The sequence below is a fragment of the Georgenia sp. TF02-10 genome (assembly GCF_022759505.1).
Taxonomy (GTDB): domain Bacteria; phylum Actinomycetota; class Actinomycetes; order Actinomycetales; family Actinomycetaceae; genus TF02-10.
The window spans coordinates 3,135,132-3,151,497 of sequence record NZ_CP094289.1; the positions used below are offsets into that span (position 1 = coordinate 3,135,132).

A 16,366-nucleotide genomic window follows, 5' to 3' on the forward strand; every position below is an offset into this window, starting at 1 on the left:
TATGTGGTCAGTCGCCGGTGCCGGCATCGACGGCGGCGGTCAGGTCGGCGGGGTCGCCGCCGCCGGCGACGAACCGCGCGGTGAGGTCGGCCACCTGCTGGGGGATTCCCGCGAGGTCGGCGCGGCGCTCCTGCTCGGTGAGGACCTCGACGCGCAGCGCGTTCAGGTCGTCGTCGGTGAGGGCTTTCAGGTCCATCTGGTTTTCCCTTTCCGGGTCAGCCGGGGACACCCGGCAGTACGGCAGGCCAGGCCTGTTTGGTCTGGTAGACCACGAAGAGCCGTCGCGGGTAGGTGTCGTCCGACGTCCGGTCGATCTGCACCAGACTGGACGCCACCCGCGCGTACATCAGTTTGGTGCTGTCGGCATAGCAAGGTGCGGGAATCAGGCTGACCGAGGGCACGAACCCGGTGGGGAGCGTCCAGAGAGTGTTCCCCGTCGCGGCGCTGGCGACCGCGCCGTCGACACTCAGGTAGACCGTGTCCCCGGTCCGGCGGATCCCGATCGGGTGCGTGCTGCTCCCCGCGGTCCACCCGTTCTCCAGCGCGGCCGCGGGGATCTTCCGCCACCCGGTGTCGCGCAGCAGCAGCAGCGCCGGGTCGGTCTTCGGCAGGTACTCGGGGTGCGTGTGTCCGGTGTCGGCCTTCCCGGCCAGTGCCTCGGTCAGCCCCGCCACGTCACCCTGCGCGTGCTGGTGGGCCGCCGGCGGGAACGCCGCGGGCACCTGGTCCAGGTCGCCCCATGGGTGCCTATGGGCTGCCGGGGGGTAGGTGGCCGGCTTGCCCGTCACCTCGCCCCAGGGGTGCGTGTGGGCGGTGCTGGCCTTGCCCGCCAGGGCGGTCTCGACGGCCGCGGTGTCGGCCTTGCCCGCCAGGGCGGTCTCGACAGCCGCGGTGTCGGCCTTGCCGGCGAGGGCGGTATCGACCTGCGCCAGGTCGTCGCTGACCGCCTCGTCCACCACACCCGACAGCGCGCCCCGGAAAGCCGAGTCCGGGTCGCCGGCGACCTCGGCCATGGTCTCGTCGGTCACCGGCCCGGTGCGGACGATGATGCCCTCACCGGCGGCGGGGGCGTCGACCAGGACCTCGCGAAGGTCCACGGGCGTGCCGTCCTCCTTTACCTGATCCATCGTCGGGGCCAGGTGGTAGGTGGCGCCGGAGGACTGGTCCCGCCAGGTGTAGGTCACCCCCACGGGGACCGCGCCGCCCCAGTCCACCGGCACCAGGTCCACCGTGGCGGTCCCGTCGGCGCCGGACAGCACCTGCGCGGGGCCGACCATCACGTCCGGCGCCGCGGTGAACCACCGCCGGGCCTGCGGGGTGACGCGGCCCAGGTGCCGGGTGGGGACGCCGGCGACGTCGGTGGGCCGGTACCTCACGGTCACGACCGGGGTGCCGTCGGGGAAAGCCATGGGTGGTCCTCTCGTCAGCGGACGATGTTCTCGGCGGCCAGGGCGTCCTTGATGGGCGTCACCACGTCGCCGGCCGTGGCCGCGTAGTCGATGGCGGAGTTGGCGGCCGAGGCGGCCCCGCGGAGCTTAGTGACCTCGGTGCGGAGCTGGCCCACCAGGTCGATCAGGCCCCGGATGGCCTGGTTGTTGGCCTTGACGTTGGAGTGGATGTGGCGGACGTGGTTGTTCAGCGCCCGGATGTCGGCCCGGTTGTCGTTGATCGCCGTCAGGGTCACGGAGCCCGCGTTGCCCCGGTCGTTCGGCCCCGACGGCTGGGCGAACACCGGGTCAGACGGGGCCGACGGCAGCGTCCCGCTCGGGACCGTGGCCTTGCTGGGCTTGGGTCCCATCTCGGCGGTCACCGCTGGCGGCTCGTGCCAGGACAGGTTGGCCGTGACCTCCCAGACCCCGCCGGTCTTGACCAGCTCCACGGTGTCCCCGTCCCGGACCGCCTTCGCGGTGGAGCGCAGGCGGGCGTTGCGGGCGTGACCGTCCACCACCACCGTGACGGCGAAGGCGTCCCGGGCGCCGGTGACGGTGCCGCGGTAGGTGCCCTGCTGGCCCTTGCCGGACCTCAGGGACTCGGCCAGGGCGGTCGTGCCCGGCTCGGTGCTCACAGCTTGCGCCTCCTCGTGGTGGTCGTGGTCTGCATGCCCGAGCCGTCGGCGGGCAGGTCCAGCGACCAGGACACGACCCGCCGGGGCCCGGCCACCCCGGCGCGGGCGCGTTCGAGGACGATGGTGTCGCCCGGGTCCAGGTCGGGACGGGGCAGGTGGGTGACGGTGACCTGCTCGACCGGCTGCTGGAGGTCGGCCAGGGTGGCCCGGGCCAGGTCGTCGGCCTGCGCCTGGGTGGTGATCTCCCCGGACTCGACCCGCTTGTGGTAGGTGTGCCCGTGCCCGATCCACAGCGGGGAGGACGGGTCGTCGTCGGTGGCCACGGCCGTCAGCGGCGGCTCCACGTCCGGGCTGGTGCTGACCACGGTGACCTTGTTGGCCAGGTCGTCCAGGTCCAGCCCCACCCGCACGTCGGAGAACGTCGCCCCGGCGCCCTCGGTGAAGACCGCCACCGGGACGGCGCCGGTGGGGATCGGCTCGACGGTAACCACGCCCATCCGGTCCACGTAGGCGACCATCCCCGCGGCGGCCGCGATGCGCTCCACGTCCGCCCACGGGTCCCCGCCCGGCTCGCCCGGCTCGTAGTCAGTGGGCAGCCGGTGACCGGTGGGGGTGATCGCCGTCGGCGCCCACGGGGCCTGGGAGGCCAGGATCATCGCGATGGCGTCCGAGCAGGTCATGCCGCCCACCTGGACCGCCGTGTCCCAGGTGGCCCGCTTGATCTCCGCCACCGCGTCCGAGCCGGTCACGGAGAAGACGATGGGCCCGTCGGGCTGGTCGTCCAGGTCGGGGACCTCCAGGTAGTAGGTGCCGACCGGGACCTCGCCCCACGTGCCGTCCGGGAGCTGCAGCCGCCACCACACCCGCGCCCGGTTGTGGGCCAGGGGGTGCAGCAGGTCCCCCGGCGTGCGGGGGAAGAGCGTCTCGTCGGTGACCGTCATGGACAGGCCCCACCGGATGGACGCCCCGGAGTCGCAGGTGACGCTCGCGGACTCCACCCCGGGGTGGGTCGCCGCCTCCCCGCCGAGGGTGGCGAGCACCGTGCCGTCCTCGGCGACGATCTCCACCCGGGCGGACTGCTCGATCTCCCGCCCGTCCAGCGCCTCCTGGAAAGCCTCGGAGACGACGAGCTCGCGCCACGGGATGGGCGGCGGTGCCGGGGCGATGGTCACCTGCAGGGTCGGCACGCCGGGCAGTGTGACCGGCACGACCAGCGCGCCGGCGACGGTCAGCGGCGGGGCCGTACCGGTCCCCGAGAGGCTGGCCCCGCCGGGGAGGGTGACGGGCACGTCCAGCGGCTCGGCGGTGATGACCCGGGGGGCCACCACGTCCACCGCGCCCGGGAGCGTGACCGGCACCGTGAAGGGCTGGACGGTGATGGACTGCTCGACCTCGACCGCGCCGGGCAGCTCGACCGGGACCAGCAAGGCGCCGGCCGGGTCGAGGTACTTCGTCGCCTCGTACTCGATGGTCAGGGTCGCCGCGGGCGGGGTCTCGACGGTGCCGATCTGGGACAGCTTGCCGGTGGCAGTGAGCTTGAAGCCGAGGGCGTTGCCGGCGCGCCAGCCGGGGCGGGCCACGATGGCCCGGACCGCGGCGGTGACGTCGACGCGGTAGTCCTGCCCGGCCGGGGTGGCCGTGACCGGGTGGCCGGACGGTGCGGTGTGTCCGTTGTCCGCGAAGGGCGGCTGGTCGTCGGTGGTGAAGACCTCGACCGTGAACGGCTCGGCCGCGCCGGTCGCCCGGACATCCAGGATCGCGGACGAGACGAGCGCGCCGGGGGTGACCGGGACGCCGACGAACCGCAACCCGGCGGGGCCGCTGGTTGTGGTGGTGTTGCCGGTGGACCGGTAGGCGCCGGAACTGGACGCCCAGGAGCCGTCGTCGGCGGTGTCGGTGATCTGCCGGACGAACGTCGCCATGCTTCACCCCCTCTCGGAGACGGAGAGGTTGGGTCAGGAGCCGAGGCGGAAGATGCCCGGCACGGGCCACCGAGCTGTCACGTCGGACCCGTTCAGCGACAGCTCCGTCTGCTCGGCCCCGGCGCCGAAGTTGGACCGCCGGACGATCAGCCTGGTGCCCTGGGCGATGACGATAGCCTTGACCGTCGCCGCCCCGGTGGCGGCCGTCCAGGTCGTGGGCGAGGCGTTGAACATGCCGCCCTCGACCACCTTGCCCTCCACCGTCGTGGTCGCCAGCCTGGCCGCGGCCGGGATGTCGCTGACGAGGGTGTGGTTGTCGTAGTCCGGCTCGTAGGCGCCCGAGACGAGGATGGCCGTGACCTCCCCGTCCATCAGGTCCACGTCGCCGCTCATCATCGCGTCGAGCGCCTTGGTGTACATGCCCTCAGCCATCGGTGCTCCTCATCGGTAGGTGGCGGCGTCCTCGGGGGACATGCCGTACAGGCCAGCGGTCTCGACCGGGTGGGTGACCGGCGCCCGGGTCGCGGCGCCGGGGGCGACCGGTGCCTGCTCGACCCACGCCACCGGGATGCGCCGCCGGGTCAGGGCGTGCTGCACCGGGCGGGCGGTCGAGAGCTCGGCGGACACGTCGAAGCACAGGGCACCCGCGTCGTGCAGGTCGGGCCCGTCGCCGCGCTCGGCGGGCCACCGGACCAGCAGCGGCTCCCCGGCGTGCAGCATCGCCAGCAGCGCCTCCTGCTCGGCCCCGTCCAGGGCCGCCAGCTCCATGGACCCGGCGCGCCCACGAAGGCCGCCGTACAGGACGCGGGAGAAGGTGTCCCCCGCGCCGTCGAAGATCGTCACGGGCCGGCGGTGGGTGTGCTCCCCGTCGCTGACGATGTAGACCTCCCGCCAGGTGGTCACCGGGTCGGCTGCCGCCGCCAGGTAGGACCGGGGGTCGGTAGAGACCACGGGCGCGGAGATGCCCCACTCGGAGCGGAGGTACTGCCCGTCCAGCACCTTGGCGGCGTCCGCCCGGTACGCCGTAGGGATGCCGTACGGCGCGAAGACGTCGGTGAAGGCGACGGTCCCGGACCCGCCGGTGGTGACGGCCGTGACCGGCACCCACAGCCCCTGGCTGGTCACCCGCTCCACCGTGACCCGGGTGCCCGGGGCGGCGGTGACGCCGACGCGGATGCCTCGGCGGCCCGGGAGGGCCTCCACGGACGGCACCGGCGGCGCCGTCCACGCCACGGTGAACGGCCGGGTCGCCCAGGACGACCAGGAGCCGCCGGTCTGCTGGACCCGCACCTGCGCCTCGTAGCCCCCGCCGTTGGCCCAGCCCAGGACCGGGACGGTGTAGAAGGCCAGCCGGCCGGGGAGGACGCCGGAGTCGTGCAGGACGGTCCCGGCCTGGACGATGCGGACCTGGGCGGCCGTCTGCTGCCCCCGCGGGGTCGTCGCCGTCCACGCCACCTGCGGGGTCAGGTCGTCCTGGACGGTGCCCGTCGGGGCCGTCACCTCCGCCGTCGGCGGGGTCACGGGCGTGAAGGACGAGGCGGGCGACCACGGCGACCACTGCCCGTCCACCTTCTCGCGGGTGCGGACCTGCCAGGACCGCAGCAGCCCGGCCGTGAACCGCCCGGCCGGGATCGTCACGCCCGACGTCGCCGACAGGTTCGTCGTGGCCTGGGCGACCAGCGCCGAGGTCGAGGCCGACCAGTACAGCCACTCCCCGTCCCCGGCGTCCACCCGCCACTGGTAGGCGTCCTGCGCGCCGCCGGCCACGACCGGCCGGTGCTGCCACAGGAAGTCGATGCTGCCGGTGTTGGTCACCTCGTCCCCGGCGCCCGGGGCCAGCACCACCGGCGCCGACGGACCCGCCGGGGGCAGCAGCTCCACCGCCACGCCCGACACCCGCCCCGGCACGCCGAGGGTGCCGCCGGCGGCGGACATCACGTCCGCCGCGGCGACCTTGCCCGACCAGGCGCCGAGGATCGTGGCCTTGGTCAGGGTCGCCGCCGGACCCCACGGCACCCCGGACGGCAGGCCCGGGGAGCGCGCAGGATCCCAGCCCGCCGCCATGACAGCACCGCCGCCGGGCTGGACCGTCACCTGCGCGAGCCCGGACCGGACCACCCCGACGCCCGCAGTGTCGCGGTACACCCGCAGCTGCGCCAGGCCCTGCACGGTCGGCGCCGGGTCGCTGGCCCCGGTGAGGACCCGGGAGGACACCCGCGCCCGCAGCGACTGCGCCAGCCCCCCCACAGTGAAGCCGTCCACCACCCGCCAGCCCGGCAGCGCCCGGGGCCCACGGTCCGAGGTCGAGGCCTCCACCAGGACCGCCAGGTCCCCGGCCCGTACCCCCGCCGGCCACGACGGCGACGCCGACCAGCCGGACGCGCCCACCACAGTGGTCACCTGGCCCTCCTCACCGCGGTCGTCAGGGCACGCTGGGTCTCCCGCCGCGCCACCGGCGCGGAGACCTCCTCGACGTAGGCGTCGAACTCGCGGTTGCCCACCCGGAGGACCACGTGGTCCGGCAGGCTGTTGCTCATGCCCTGGTTGGCCAGGCGGTGCATGTCCGCGAACTGCTGGCTGGACAGCACCGCGTCCGGGGTCCGCATCGACGCCGAGTGGTAGGCCAGCATCCCCGGCTCGAGCCAGGCGTTCCCGCCGTCGAAGATGTTCAGGGACTCGGGGTTGACGGCCCGGCCCCACCCGCCGCGGTGCAGCTCGAAGTGGAGATGGACGCCGGTGACGTTGCCGGTGGCGCCCTGGTAGCCGATGTGCTGACCAGCCTTCACCTGCTGCCCCGGCCTGACCTGGATGCCACCGACCGGGTTGTGCCCGTAGTAGGTGAACACCCCGCCGCCGTGGGAGATGCCGATACCGAGGCCGGTGCGGCCCCCCAGGATGCCCGCGCCCGTCCGGAACACGGTCCCGGCGTTGGCGGCGAACGTGGGCCCGCCGCCGGCGACGTCGATACCGGCGTGCAGCCGGCCCCACCTGTTCCCGAACCGGCTCGTGATCGGGCCGCGGGACGGGCGTCGCCACCCGCCCGGCCCCGGTGGCGGACCACCCTGCTCCGCACCGCCCTGACCGGGCGGGGGTGCCTCGGCGTCCTTGCCCCTGATCCAGCCGATCAGGCTGTCCATGGCGTTGGTGACCACGGACCCGGCGAGGCCGCCGACCGGCCCCCACTGGGAGACCGTGCCGCCGATGAGTCGCTTCAGCGGGTCCAGGATCGCCGCCGCTGCCGAGGCGAGACCGCCGCGCACCCACGACACCGCCGACGACACGGCGCTCTTGGTGGCCTCCCACCCGCGGGAGAAGATGTTGTCGCCCATCGGGGCCAGCGCCTCGGACGGCCGGCGTCCCGCGGCCCGGCGCGCCAGGTCACGGTCCAGGTCCTTCCCCTGCGCCAGCGCCGCCGCGGTCTCCGCCGCGGTGTACACCCGGCCTGGGGTGGCGAGGTCGATGAGCTCGGGACCCTCCTCGCCCACCAGCGCCCAGCCCGGACGGGCCCGGCCGCCCTTCGCGAACGCCGGGATGTCGTCCGCGTGCGGCAGGCGGGCCTTCGACCCGATCGCGACAGCGACGTTGTCGAAGGCCTTCTTGATCCCGCCGTTCCAGACGTCGTTGATGATGAAGTTGATCGGCAGGCGGAACACGTTCGCCACGGCCCGGAAAGCAGTCCCGATGGACTTGACGCCGTCCTCGACCCAACCCCGGACCTTGTCCAGCCCGGCCTTGAAGCTGCCGAACACGTTGGCGTCGATCCAGTCCCAGACCGCCTTGAAGCCAGCCTTCAGTCCCTCCCAGATCACCACGACCGCGGCGACCTTGTCGTTGAACCAGGACCGCACGGCCTCGATTCCGGCGTTGAAGGCGTCGAACACCGCGCTCTTGATGTAGTCCCAGCCCGCCTTCAGGGCCACCTTGGCGCCGTCCCAGTAGCGCTGGATGTCCATCCACTTCTGGTTGAACCAGTCCGCCACCAGGGCCCAGGCCGCCCGCAGCGGGGCGAAGACGTTCAGGTCGATCCACGCCCAGGCAGCCTGGAGCGCGACCTTCGCGCCGTCCCAGTAGCGCTGGATATCGAGCCAGCGGTCGCGGAACCAGGCCGCCACCACGGCGAACGCGGCCCGCAGCGGGGCGAAGACGTTCAGGTCGATCCACGCCCAGGCAGCCTGGAGCGCGACCTTCGCGCCGTCCCAGTACCGCTGGATGTCCAGCCACCGGTCTGAGAACCACTGCGCCACGGCCTGCCACCCGGCCTTGATCCCCTCGAAGATCGGGGACAGCGCGTTCTCCCACAGCCACTGGATACCCGCGGCCATCAGGTCCCACGCCAGCTTGATGACGTTGACCCAAATGTCGTAGATGAAGCCCGCCATGGCCGACCAGGCGTTCCATATCCCGGTGAATATCGGGGACAGCACGGTGGTCCACAGCCACGACGCGGCGGCCGCCACGGCGTCCCAGGCGGGCTTGAGGATGCCCTCCCACGCCGCCTGGACGGCGGCGACCAGGAAAGCCCAGCCGGCCTGGATTCCAGCCCATGCCGGCTGCAGCACGCCCGTCCACAGCCACGACGCGCCGGCCCCGATGGCCGACCAGATGCCCTGGAAGAAGGGCACCACGGTCCCGGTGAACCAGCCGACCACGGCGCCGACGGCCGTCTGGATTCCGGTCCACACCCCGGAGACGACCGTGCCCACGGTGGAGACGCCGGACTTGATGCCCTCCCAGACGGCACCGAGGAAGGGCACGACCGAGGTGGTGAACCAGGTGACGACCGCCTCGGCGGCGGCCTTGATGCCACCCCACACCGGCTGCATGACGTTCTGCCACAGCCAGGTGGCGCCGGCCGCGATCCCGTCCCAGACCGTCTTGAGGAAGGGAACGACGCTGCCGGTGAACCAGTCCACGACGGCGCCGACGGCGGCCTTGATCCCGTCCCACGCGGCCTGGACGACATTCCGGAACGTCTCGGAGTTCTGGTAGGCATAGACGAGCCCGGCGACCAGCAGCCCGATGGCGGTGATGACGATGCCCAGGGCGTTCGCCCGCATCGCCGCGTTCAGGCCCTTCTGGGCGAACGTCGTGGCCGCGATCCAAGCCTTCACGGTGTTGAGGACCTTGAAGGCCAGCAGCGCCGTCACGGCGACGCCGACCCCGGTCGCGAGCGCGATCACGGCGTCCTTGTTCTCGACCACGAACCCCGCGAGAGACTTCAGCGCCGGCAGGCCGCTGGTGTTGATCCAGGCGACGAAGCCGTTCACGGCCGGCAGGAGCCGCTCGCCGAGCTCGGCGCGCATGTCCGCCCAGCGCGAGGCCAGGATGCGCTGCTGGTTCGCCAGCCCGTCGGAGGTGTTGGCGAAGTCGCCATGGGTCTGGGCGGTCTGCTGCATCAGGGCGCCGTAGCGCGCCTGCACCTTCTGCGCCTCGGTCATCTCGCCACTGCCGTCGGAGATTCCGTTGGCGAGGGCGTACGCCTCGACGGCGGCTGCGGAGAGGTCGATGCCGTACTTCCGCAGCGGCTCGGTCTCCCCGGCCAGACCGGACTGGAAGAGCTCGGCCGCCTCGGACACGTCGAGGTTCATCACCGAGGCGAAGTCCGACGCGCGCGTCGTCAGGTCGTCCAGGGTCCCGACGACGTTCCCACCCTCGCCGGCGATCGTCTTGGAGAACGCAGAGAACCGGACCGCCAGGTTGTTGAACTCAAGGTTCGACAGGCCCAGGTTGTCCGCGGCGCTCCGACCGAGCTTCTGCACCCCGCCCGAGGCGTCACCGAAGGAGACGTTCAGGGCGTTGATGGACTCGCTCAGCCCGGACGCCTCGTCGATAGAGCCCTTGAGGAAGGACCCGATCCCGACCGCCGTGAACACCCCGGCCATCGGCGCCACCGCCGACTTGAAGCGCGAGACGAACCCACTGCCGGCGAGGGTCCCGGCGCTGGCCACCGTGGCAGAGATGCCGCTGCCGATCTTGCTGGCCGCACTGCCGACCGCGCTGGTGGCCTTGCCCAGCCCCGCCGAGAGCCGGGAGCCGAAGCCCGTGGCGGCCGTCGCCCCGGCCCCCGCGACAGCGCCGGAGGCGCCCGCGGCAACCGCACCGGCGGCCGACTTGACAGCGCCCGCCTTGGCCGCAACACCGTTGGCCATGCCGGTCGCCATGGCCGTGCCGGCGTCCTTGCCGGCGCCCGGCATGATGGTGTTGACCTGGTCGCCGACGTCCTTCTGGAAGCCCTTGAGCGAGGGCGCCACGAGGATCGTGGCGCGACCGACGACCGGCACGGACGACCACCTCCGCCCTCGTCGTTCAGCTGTCGGTGGCGTGCGGGAAGAACGCGGTCAGGAGCCACTCCCCAGCGGCCTGCGCGGCCGCGGCGCGTGCCTCGTCCAGGGCAGTGACCGGGCGGGGGAAGGGCTTGTCGTTGACCTTGGGCGCCGGCCGCAGGCTCTTCACCTGCACGACCGGGATGCCGACCTTGAGCGTGGCCACGGCCTTGACGACCTCACCGAGGCGGTCGCGGACCTCGGCCATGAGCGCCGTCTGGGTGTCCCACTCGGTCAGCGGCGGGGTCCACCTCGGGGCCGGGCCCTCGTTCTCGCCCTCACGCTGGAGCGCGAGCTGGGCGGCCTCGCGGTCGGTGGCCATGGCGGCGCGGGTGCGGGACGTGCCCGGCAGCTGCTCGATGAGCTCCAGCAGGGCCCGCCACCGCCGCGCCCGCCACCACTGGGCGAGGTCGACACCGGGGTACTCGTGGGCGAGGTCGGCTCGGATGGCCTCCCGGTACCTCGTCAGGAGGCCGTAGAGGCGTTCCCTTCCGGGCGGCCGCCGAAGATGTACTCGTAGTGCTTGGTGACCTTCTGGGCCAGCGCGATGGTCTGGCGGATGTTCAGCCGCTCAGCCTTCAGCTTCTTGTGGTCCTCGTCGGAGAGCCATCGCTTGAAGATGACCGAGTTCGGCTGGCCCTCGATGTCGGCCATGAAGTCCTCGAACTCCTCCATCTCCATGTCGCCCGGGTCGGGGAAGGTGATGACCTTGCCGCCGGAGAGGCCCAGGCGGTACGGCTCGGGGTGCGCCTCGGTTTCGAGGCTGGCGGCGGTGGCGTGAATGGTGGGCTTGTCGGTCACGGGTGTTCCTCTTTCGGGTGTGCTGGTACGGTCCGCCCATGCTTGGACGGAAGAAGAAGGTCGAGCCGCCGCTGCGCGCCGACCTCGCGGAGAAGGCCGGCAGCCGGCTCGTGAAGGTGCTCCGGGGCCAGATGCGGCTCGCGGAGCGGCACCTCGCGCCGGACGAGACGGTCGTGGCGGTGAGCAACGCCGGCACGAGCGTGGTCGTGCTGACCGACCGGCGGATCGTCTCGGCGTTCAAGGACATGTTCGACGAGCGGGTGGACATCACCCCGCTCGGTCAGGTGTCGGGGGTCGTGGTGTCGGGTCGCGGCCCGGTCGTGAACATGACGCTGGCCAAGCCGGGCGCCCAGGTGGACTTCCGGAAGGTGGGCCGGGAGTTCGCCGAGGCCGTCCAGGCCGCGACGACGCGCTGACCTACTTCTTCTCGGCCTGCTCGTCGGCCTTGCGCACGGCGACCGTGCGGGCCTTCTCCTCCTTCACGCCGGGGGCGTTGCGGAGCCGGACGACGGTGGCGGGGTGGGCGGTCTCGACGGTGGTGCCGTGCTGGTCGGTGAACCTGGGCATGACGGACTCCTTCTACGGGACGGGACCGGGTGTTGCGGGTTGGGGTCCGGTCGGCCGTACGACACCCGTAGCGCACGGCCGACCGGAGCATCACGGCGTGGCGCCAACCTTCCAGCCCAGGGCCGCCGCCTGGCGGAGGAAGCCCTTGCCGGTGATCGTGTTCTTCACCTTGTAGCCGAGGGTCTTGTCAGTCCGGCAGGAGAAGCCGATCTCGAGGCTGGTGGCGTCGGACTGGTTCCACTGCTCCTCGGGGAACGAGCTCACCCACACGCTCGGGAAGAACTTGCCCCGCACGACCGGCGCGGTGACCGAGCCGTTGAAGCCGAGGATGACCGCGCGGTAGAAGACCTGGTCGGAGATGTCCCCGATCTCGATCTCCACCTCGCCAGTGGTCGGGTCAACGGTCGCGGCCGACAGGTCCACACCCTCGGACGCCTCGATGACGCCCTTGTCCAGCACCTGCATGAAGGCCGCGGAGAAGCCGCGGACGTCGCTGGTGATGTCCTCCGCCAGCGGCGAGGTGTGGCCCAGGGCCTCCACCGGCTCGGTGGAGACGTCCCGAGGGAAGGTGATCCCGTCCGGGGTGATCAGGCCCAGCGGCCGGTACTCCTCGGGGAAGGCGTTGATCAGCACCCCGTCGGTGGTCAGCTTGCCCGGTGCGGGCGCGTCCTCGGGGGCCAGGGCGACGATGGCACCCTTGGTCTTGCTGTAGGCGGTCGGGACCTCGGAGGCCTCGACGAACTCGGTCCAGGTCATGGCGGACATGGGTGATCCCTTCTGGGGTTCGGGAGAGGGTGGGGGTCAGCCGACGGGGCCGACGTCGATCCGGTAGGTGGCCTGCCAGAGGCTCACGGCGTCGTCGACGTACGGGATCGGGTGGGGCCCGACCTCGACCCGCACCAGGTCGATCTCGTCGTGCACGAAGCGGGCGGTCAGGGTCGCCAGGACGTCCTCGGCCGCCTGCCGCGCCTGGTCCCGGGTGGGGCCGTAGGTGTCGACGTTGACCCGGTCGGTGCGGAGGATGCGGGCCTGGACGGCGGAGCCCACCATGTAGGCGTGGTGCACCACCTGCCGGGCCGGCAGGGTGGTCAGGTTGAGCACCGCGCCGGTCAGGTCCGCGACGATCTTCTCGGTGTCCGGGAAGGTGATGACGGCCATCACTCGCCGTTCTCGATGACGTCCACGGCCCGGGCCAGGACGTGGTGCACGTCCTCGACCAGATGGGCGTGCGGGGCGTTGTTGATCAGCGCGGCACCGGCGCGGTCCTCGTTGTCGTACCCGGCCTGCACCGTGGTGGGCTCGACCCGGAACTCGCTCTTGTAGCGCCCGGTCTTGACCGGGGCGACCGACTCGGCCCACCGCCTGCCGACCTCGGCCGCCTGGACCATCGCGGCGCCGACCTCGGCGGACATGCCGAGCTCGCGCATGCCCTGGTGGTCGGGCTTGTAGGCCTTCGTCATGGGTCATCCCTTCCTGAGCGGGACCTCGGCGCCGCCGCGGCGCATCAGCACCCCGGTGGACGACGTCAGGTCCGTCCGGTCGACCGGGTCAGAGGTGGACCGGGACGCCAGCAGGCACCCATCCACCTCGATCTCCACGTCCGGGCCCGGGTAGCCGTACCGGTCCGGCGGACCCGGGCGGAGGACCGTCACGGTGCACAGCCACTCCGTGGGTAGCTCGTCCACCACGTCGACCGGCCAGGTGTGCGGCTCGCCGTCCACGGCCCAGTCGCCGGCCGCCAGCCACGTCCCCTCGGGGACACGGATGCGGTCGGTGGAGCGGAAAGCGAACGGACCCATCAGGGCACCTCGCCGGACACTGGTAGGGTCTCGGGCGACCGCTGCCCCTGCGGCTCGTGGCCCGGGGTGGCGTTGACGACCACGCCGGCGAGCGGATTGGTCGAGGTCGACGACAGGCCGGTCATGTCGACCGTGTAGGCGCCGCTGCTGGCGCAGAGGATCTGGAGGCGCTTGACCTCCGAGGGCCAGAAGAAGGAACCCTTCGGTGCGCCGTCGCCCCGCTGGGGCTCGACGGACTTCTGGAAGGGTCCGGCGCCCACCTGGGTGACGACCCGGGTGTCGGCGCCGTGCCGGCGTGGGATCGCCTGGCGCAGCAGGGCCCGGATGGCGTCGCGCTTCGGGTCCTCTGGGGCCAGGGCGGTGATGCAGGGGGCGGCGAGGATGGCTTCCGCCTCGGCGTCCTCGATCATCGCCAGGGCCTTGGCCTCGGGGATGTCCGCGTACGGGGCGAGGTCTCGTGGCTCGACGAACCGACCCATCCTCACCGCCTCCTGCTACCGAGCGTCCGGCTTGGCGGCCGGCTTGCGTGGCCGCGCCGGCCGCTTCACCGGCGGCTTCTTCTCGTCCTTGGCCTGGACGGCCTTCCACCCGAGGCGGGAGAGGGCCGCCACGCCGGCCGGCTTGATGTCGCGCTCCTCACCCTCGGGCGAGCGCATCAGCGGCGACATCAGGCGCCCGTAGCCGCCGGGGTGACCACACCGGCCGGGTAGGTGCCGCCGAGGCGGGTCATCGGCACCGCGGCCTGGAAGCCGACCCGGAAGACGACGCGCATGGCCTTGGAGTCCTGCTGCATGAGGTTCAGGACCACGCGCCCCTCGGCGTCGGAGATGACGCCCTCGCTGAAGAGGTCGTAGGTGACGTCCTGGCGGATGCCCACCACGAACTTCGACCAGTCGACGGCCAGGCCCTCGGCGACGTCCGCGTCCCAGGCGCCGTTCCGAACCTCGTCCAGGGTGTACCCGAAGAGGGTGGCGTTGCCGCCCTGCGTGGGTGCGCCGAAGAGGTACTGGCCGTTGGCGTCCTTGAGCCCGCGGAGCTGCCAGTTCAGGCCGGGCCGGGTGGCGAAGGCGTTGACCGCGAAGCCGCCCTCGGACGCCGCGCCGGCGACCGAGGCGAACGCGTCGGCCAGGTTGTTCGTGGCGGACAGCTGCGCGACGTTGCCGGCGGCGATGGCGCCCGGGACGATGGCGGTCGGCCACGAGGCCGGCTTGTCGTCCCCGAACAGGGCAGCCCCGTCGACCTTCTTCCCCAGCGCCTCCCGCAGGAGCGGCTTGACCTGGTCCCACAGCGGGACGTTGGAGTCGTCCACCACCGCGTTCGGGATCGGCACGATGACCGCCAGCTCCTCGGCGGTCATCGTGATGCCGCGCCAGGAGACGTTGGTGGTCTGCTTGAGCCCGGTGTCGCCGTCCACCCAGTAGGCCTCGGGCAGGGTGGCGAGCACCGGCTGCTTGGACTTCTTGGACGACATGAGCGTCTTGCGCGCCCGGGTCAGGACGACCGACTCCTCGGGCGCGGTCTGGATGATCTCGTTGATCTGCTGGTCGGGGATGAGCTGGTCGGTGACCTCGGCCCGCCCGACGATCTCGGCGAAACCCGCCATGATCTACTCCTTCTGTCAGGTTCGGGCGAGCTGCTGACGCAGCCAGTCGCCCTGCGGTGGGATGTCGCTGCCACCCTGGGCAGCGTTGGGGCGGGGAGCCCTGGGACCTTCCTTGGACCGCGCCACGAGCGCCTGCACCTGCTTCAGCAGCCGCTCGGGGTCGTCCGCCGTCAGGAACAGCTCGGCGCTCTCGTCGTCGATCTCGTGGAGCTGCACCAGGTGCTGGCGCAGCGCGGCGGCGACCTTCGCCGGCACCTGCTGCGCCTCAGCCTCGGCGCGCTCGGCGCGCTCAGCGGCCTTCTGCACCTCGGTCTTGTTCGCGTCCTCGATCTCGTCCAGCCGCGACGCCTTGGCCTTCAGGTCGTCGTAGTCGGCAAACTTCGACCGCTCACGCTCCAGGCGCTGACCGATCCTTCGGTTCAGCTCCTCCTGCGAGGTGATCGGCTCGAAGGCCTCCGCCTGCTCGGTCTGGTCGGCCGTCTGGTCCTGGTCCGGGGTCGGCTCGGTCGTCGGTTCGGTCATGTCAGGTCTCTCCCAAGGTCCGAGCTGTTGACCGCCGCTCGTGCGCGTAGGTCCACGCCCGGGGTCGGGCGGGAAGATCAGATGGTGTCGAGGTAGACGCGGATGGTGGCGTTGTGCCGGGCCCGCTGCTCGGGGCCCATGCGGCTCGTGCGCTTGGACGCCTCGTAGGCGCCGACGTCCACCTCGGGGGCGTCCGGGTCCCACGACGGGGCGGCTGCGCAGTTGCACGAGCCGTGCGAGGCGAAGTGCACCGTCGACTGCTTGTAGACCGCCCCTCGGCCCGCGAGAAGTCGGCAGAACCGGCAGGCGCCGCCGCGGGTGACCCGCTGCCAGCCGGACGCCCGGGGGTCCCGGTCGGTCGAGGTGACGATGGTCTGCCGACCCGCCGCGAGCGCGTACTTCCCGGCCTTGGACGACAGGGTGAGGAGCGCATCACCCGGGGTGGGCGTCCAGAGGGCGCCGGCCGCGCGGCGGACCGTGCCCTCGACGGCGTCCGTGTAGGGCGAGTCCTGCATGACCGCCCGGTACCGGCCGGGGACACGCTCGACCGCCCGCTGCTCGTCGTACCAGTCGGCCGCGACGGCCGCCGCCGACTCGCCGTAGGTGCTGACCAGGTAGGGCACGAACTCCAGCAGGGCGTCCCGCGCGGCCTCGGGCCGCCCCAGGTCCAGCGACGCGAAGAAGGCGGCCAGGTCCCGTTCGACCAGCGTCCGGATACCCACCTGGGCCAGGCGCAGCCGCTCGGCGTCGGCCGGGGAGACCAT

Annotated in this window: 20 protein-coding genes; 1 reads left to right on the forward strand and 19 read right to left on the reverse strand. The window is 72.4% G+C overall.

What is annotated here, in order from left to right; translation table 11 throughout:
• Positions 1 to 7 precede the first annotated feature (7 nt).
• The 9 genes from MF406_RS14135 to MF406_RS14175 all read right to left on the reverse strand — a co-directional run bounded on the left by MF406_RS14135 (position 8) and on the right by MF406_RS14175 (position 11,111).
• Positions 8 to 196, reverse strand: coding sequence for a hypothetical protein (locus MF406_RS14135; RefSeq protein WP_242894949.1), 189 nt, complete (start codon positions 194 to 196; stop codon positions 8 to 10).
• Positions 197 to 215: 19 nt separating this feature from the next.
• The gene (locus MF406_RS14140) at positions 216 to 1,409 is read right to left on the reverse strand and encodes a hypothetical protein (RefSeq protein WP_242894951.1); all 1,194 of its coding nucleotides are present in this window, start codon (positions 1,407 to 1,409) and stop codon (positions 216 to 218) included.
• Positions 1,410 to 1,423: 14 nt separating this feature from the next.
• Positions 1,424 to 2,065, reverse strand: a complete 642-nt coding sequence (locus MF406_RS14145; protein WP_242894953.1) for a hypothetical protein — start codon at positions 2,063 to 2,065, stop codon at positions 1,424 to 1,426.
• A complete protein-coding gene (locus MF406_RS14150; RefSeq protein ID WP_242894955.1) occupies positions 2,062 to 3,987 on the reverse strand; it encodes a DUF5047 domain-containing protein in 1,926 nt (641 codons plus the stop codon). The genes MF406_RS14145 and MF406_RS14150 overlap by 4 nt, the downstream gene beginning before the upstream one ends.
• A 33-nt stretch (positions 3,988 to 4,020) precedes the next feature.
• Positions 4,021 to 4,419 carry a hypothetical protein gene (locus MF406_RS14155; RefSeq protein ID WP_242894957.1) on the reverse strand — a complete coding sequence of 133 codons (399 nt, stop codon included), beginning with the start codon at positions 4,417 to 4,419 and terminating at the stop codon, positions 4,021 to 4,023.
• Positions 4,420 to 4,428: 9 nt separating this feature from the next.
• The gene (locus MF406_RS14160; protein ID WP_242894959.1) at positions 4,429 to 6,387 is read right to left on the reverse strand and encodes a hypothetical protein; all 1,959 of its coding nucleotides are present in this window, start codon (positions 6,385 to 6,387) and stop codon (positions 4,429 to 4,431) included.
• Complete coding sequence (locus MF406_RS18905; protein WP_305852963.1) at positions 6,384 to 10,268, reverse strand: peptidoglycan DD-metalloendopeptidase family protein; 3,885 nt, start codon at positions 10,266 to 10,268, stop codon at positions 6,384 to 6,386. The genes MF406_RS14160 and MF406_RS18905 overlap by 4 nt, the downstream gene beginning before the upstream one ends.
• A 25-nt stretch (positions 10,269 to 10,293) precedes the next feature.
• Positions 10,294 to 10,632 (reverse strand): hypothetical protein, encoded by a 339-nt coding sequence (locus MF406_RS14170; protein ID WP_242894961.1) that lies wholly within the window; start codon positions 10,630 to 10,632, stop codon positions 10,294 to 10,296.
• A 143-nt stretch (positions 10,633 to 10,775) separates the two neighbouring features.
• Positions 10,776 to 11,111 carry a hypothetical protein gene (locus MF406_RS14175; RefSeq protein WP_242894963.1) on the reverse strand — a complete coding sequence of 112 codons (336 nt, stop codon included), beginning with the start codon at positions 11,109 to 11,111 and terminating at the stop codon, positions 10,776 to 10,778.
• Between the two features lie 38 nt (positions 11,112 to 11,149).
• On the opposite strand from MF406_RS14175, the gene MF406_RS14180 reads away from it, so the two are divergent.
• A complete protein-coding gene (locus tag MF406_RS14180; RefSeq protein WP_242894965.1) occupies positions 11,150 to 11,527 on the forward strand; it encodes a hypothetical protein in 378 nt (125 codons plus the stop codon).
• A 1-nt stretch (position 11,528) separates the two neighbouring features.
• Here the strand turns inward: MF406_RS14180 and MF406_RS14185 are convergent, their stop codons facing one another.
• The 10 genes from MF406_RS14185 to MF406_RS14230 all read right to left on the reverse strand — a co-directional run bounded on the left by MF406_RS14185 (position 11,529) and on the right by MF406_RS14230 (position 16,366).
• Positions 11,529 to 11,678, reverse strand: a complete 150-nt coding sequence (locus MF406_RS14185; RefSeq protein ID WP_242894966.1) for a hypothetical protein — start codon at positions 11,676 to 11,678, stop codon at positions 11,529 to 11,531.
• Positions 11,679 to 11,768: 90 nt separating this feature from the next.
• Positions 11,769 to 12,443: a hypothetical protein gene (locus tag MF406_RS14190; RefSeq protein WP_242894968.1), complete on the reverse strand. Its 675-nt coding sequence runs from the start codon at positions 12,441 to 12,443 to the stop codon at positions 11,769 to 11,771.
• A gap of 36 nt (positions 12,444 to 12,479) precedes the next feature.
• Entirely contained in the window at positions 12,480 to 12,836 is a 357-nt protein-coding gene (locus MF406_RS14195; RefSeq protein ID WP_242894970.1) for a hypothetical protein, read from the reverse strand.
• A complete protein-coding gene (locus MF406_RS14200) occupies positions 12,836 to 13,138 on the reverse strand; it encodes an HK97 gp10 family phage protein (protein WP_242894972.1) in 303 nt (100 codons plus the stop codon). The genes MF406_RS14195 and MF406_RS14200 overlap by 1 nt, the downstream gene beginning before the upstream one ends.
• Positions 13,139 to 13,141: 3 nt before the next feature.
• Positions 13,142 to 13,477, reverse strand: coding sequence for a hypothetical protein (locus MF406_RS14205; RefSeq protein WP_242894974.1), 336 nt, complete (start codon positions 13,475 to 13,477; stop codon positions 13,142 to 13,144).
• Positions 13,477 to 13,956: a hypothetical protein gene (locus tag MF406_RS14210; RefSeq protein ID WP_242894976.1), complete on the reverse strand. Its 480-nt coding sequence runs from the start codon at positions 13,954 to 13,956 to the stop codon at positions 13,477 to 13,479. The genes MF406_RS14205 and MF406_RS14210 overlap by 1 nt, the downstream gene beginning before the upstream one ends.
• A gap of 15 nt (positions 13,957 to 13,971) precedes the next feature.
• Complete coding sequence (locus MF406_RS14215; RefSeq protein ID WP_242894978.1) at positions 13,972 to 14,145, reverse strand: hypothetical protein; 174 nt, start codon at positions 14,143 to 14,145, stop codon at positions 13,972 to 13,974.
• Positions 14,145 to 15,080, reverse strand: coding sequence for a phage major capsid protein (locus MF406_RS14220; protein WP_242894980.1), 936 nt, complete (start codon positions 15,078 to 15,080; stop codon positions 14,145 to 14,147). The genes MF406_RS14215 and MF406_RS14220 overlap by 1 nt, the downstream gene beginning before the upstream one ends.
• A 15-nt stretch (positions 15,081 to 15,095) precedes the next feature.
• Positions 15,096 to 15,602 (reverse strand): hypothetical protein, encoded by a 507-nt coding sequence (locus tag MF406_RS14225; RefSeq protein WP_242894982.1) that lies wholly within the window; start codon positions 15,600 to 15,602, stop codon positions 15,096 to 15,098.
• Positions 15,603 to 15,679: 77 nt separating this feature from the next.
• Complete coding sequence (locus tag MF406_RS14230) at positions 15,680 to 16,366, reverse strand: hypothetical protein (protein WP_242894992.1); 687 nt, start codon at positions 16,364 to 16,366, stop codon at positions 15,680 to 15,682.

Coding starts and splice junctions, on each gene's coding strand:
- MF406_RS14210 (WP_242894976.1), bottom strand. CDS start 13,956: ATGGGTCGGTTCGTCGAGCCACGAGACCTCGCCCCGTACGCGGACATC.
- MF406_RS14200 (WP_242894972.1), bottom strand. CDS start 13,138: ATGACGAAGGCCTACAAGCCCGACCACCAGGGCATGCGCGAGCTCGGC.
- MF406_RS14225 (WP_242894982.1), bottom strand. CDS start 15,602: ATGACCGAACCGACGACCGAGCCGACCCCGGACCAGGACCAGACGGCC.
- MF406_RS14155 (WP_242894957.1), bottom strand. CDS start 4,419: ATGGCTGAGGGCATGTACACCAAGGCGCTCGACGCGATGATGAGCGGC.
- MF406_RS14215 (WP_242894978.1), bottom strand. CDS start 14,145: ATGTCGCCGCTGATGCGCTCGCCCGAGGGTGAGGAGCGCGACATCAAG.
- MF406_RS14180 (WP_242894965.1), top strand. CDS start 11,150: ATGCTTGGACGGAAGAAGAAGGTCGAGCCGCCGCTGCGCGCCGACCTC.
- MF406_RS14205 (WP_242894974.1), bottom strand. CDS start 13,477: ATGGGTCCGTTCGCTTTCCGCTCCACCGACCGCATCCGTGTCCCCGAG.
- MF406_RS14135 (WP_242894949.1), bottom strand. CDS start 196: ATGGACCTGAAAGCCCTCACCGACGACGACCTGAACGCGCTGCGCGTC.
- MF406_RS14170 (WP_242894961.1), bottom strand. CDS start 10,632: ATGGCCACCGACCGCGAGGCCGCCCAGCTCGCGCTCCAGCGTGAGGGC.
- MF406_RS14195 (WP_242894970.1), bottom strand. CDS start 12,836: ATGGCCGTCATCACCTTCCCGGACACCGAGAAGATCGTCGCGGACCTG.
- MF406_RS14150 (WP_242894955.1), bottom strand. CDS start 3,987: ATGGCGACGTTCGTCCGGCAGATCACCGACACCGCCGACGACGGCTCC.
- MF406_RS14230 (WP_242894992.1), bottom strand. CDS start 16,366: ATGGTCTCCCCGGCCGACGCCGAGCGGCTGCGCCTGGCCCAGGTGGGT.
- MF406_RS14190 (WP_242894968.1), bottom strand. CDS start 12,443: ATGTCCGCCATGACCTGGACCGAGTTCGTCGAGGCCTCCGAGGTCCCG.
- MF406_RS14140 (WP_242894951.1), bottom strand. CDS start 1,409: ATGGCTTTCCCCGACGGCACCCCGGTCGTGACCGTGAGGTACCGGCCC.
- MF406_RS14220 (WP_242894980.1), bottom strand. CDS start 15,080: ATGGCGGGTTTCGCCGAGATCGTCGGGCGGGCCGAGGTCACCGACCAG.
- MF406_RS14185 (WP_242894966.1), bottom strand. CDS start 11,678: ATGCCCAGGTTCACCGACCAGCACGGCACCACCGTCGAGACCGCCCAC.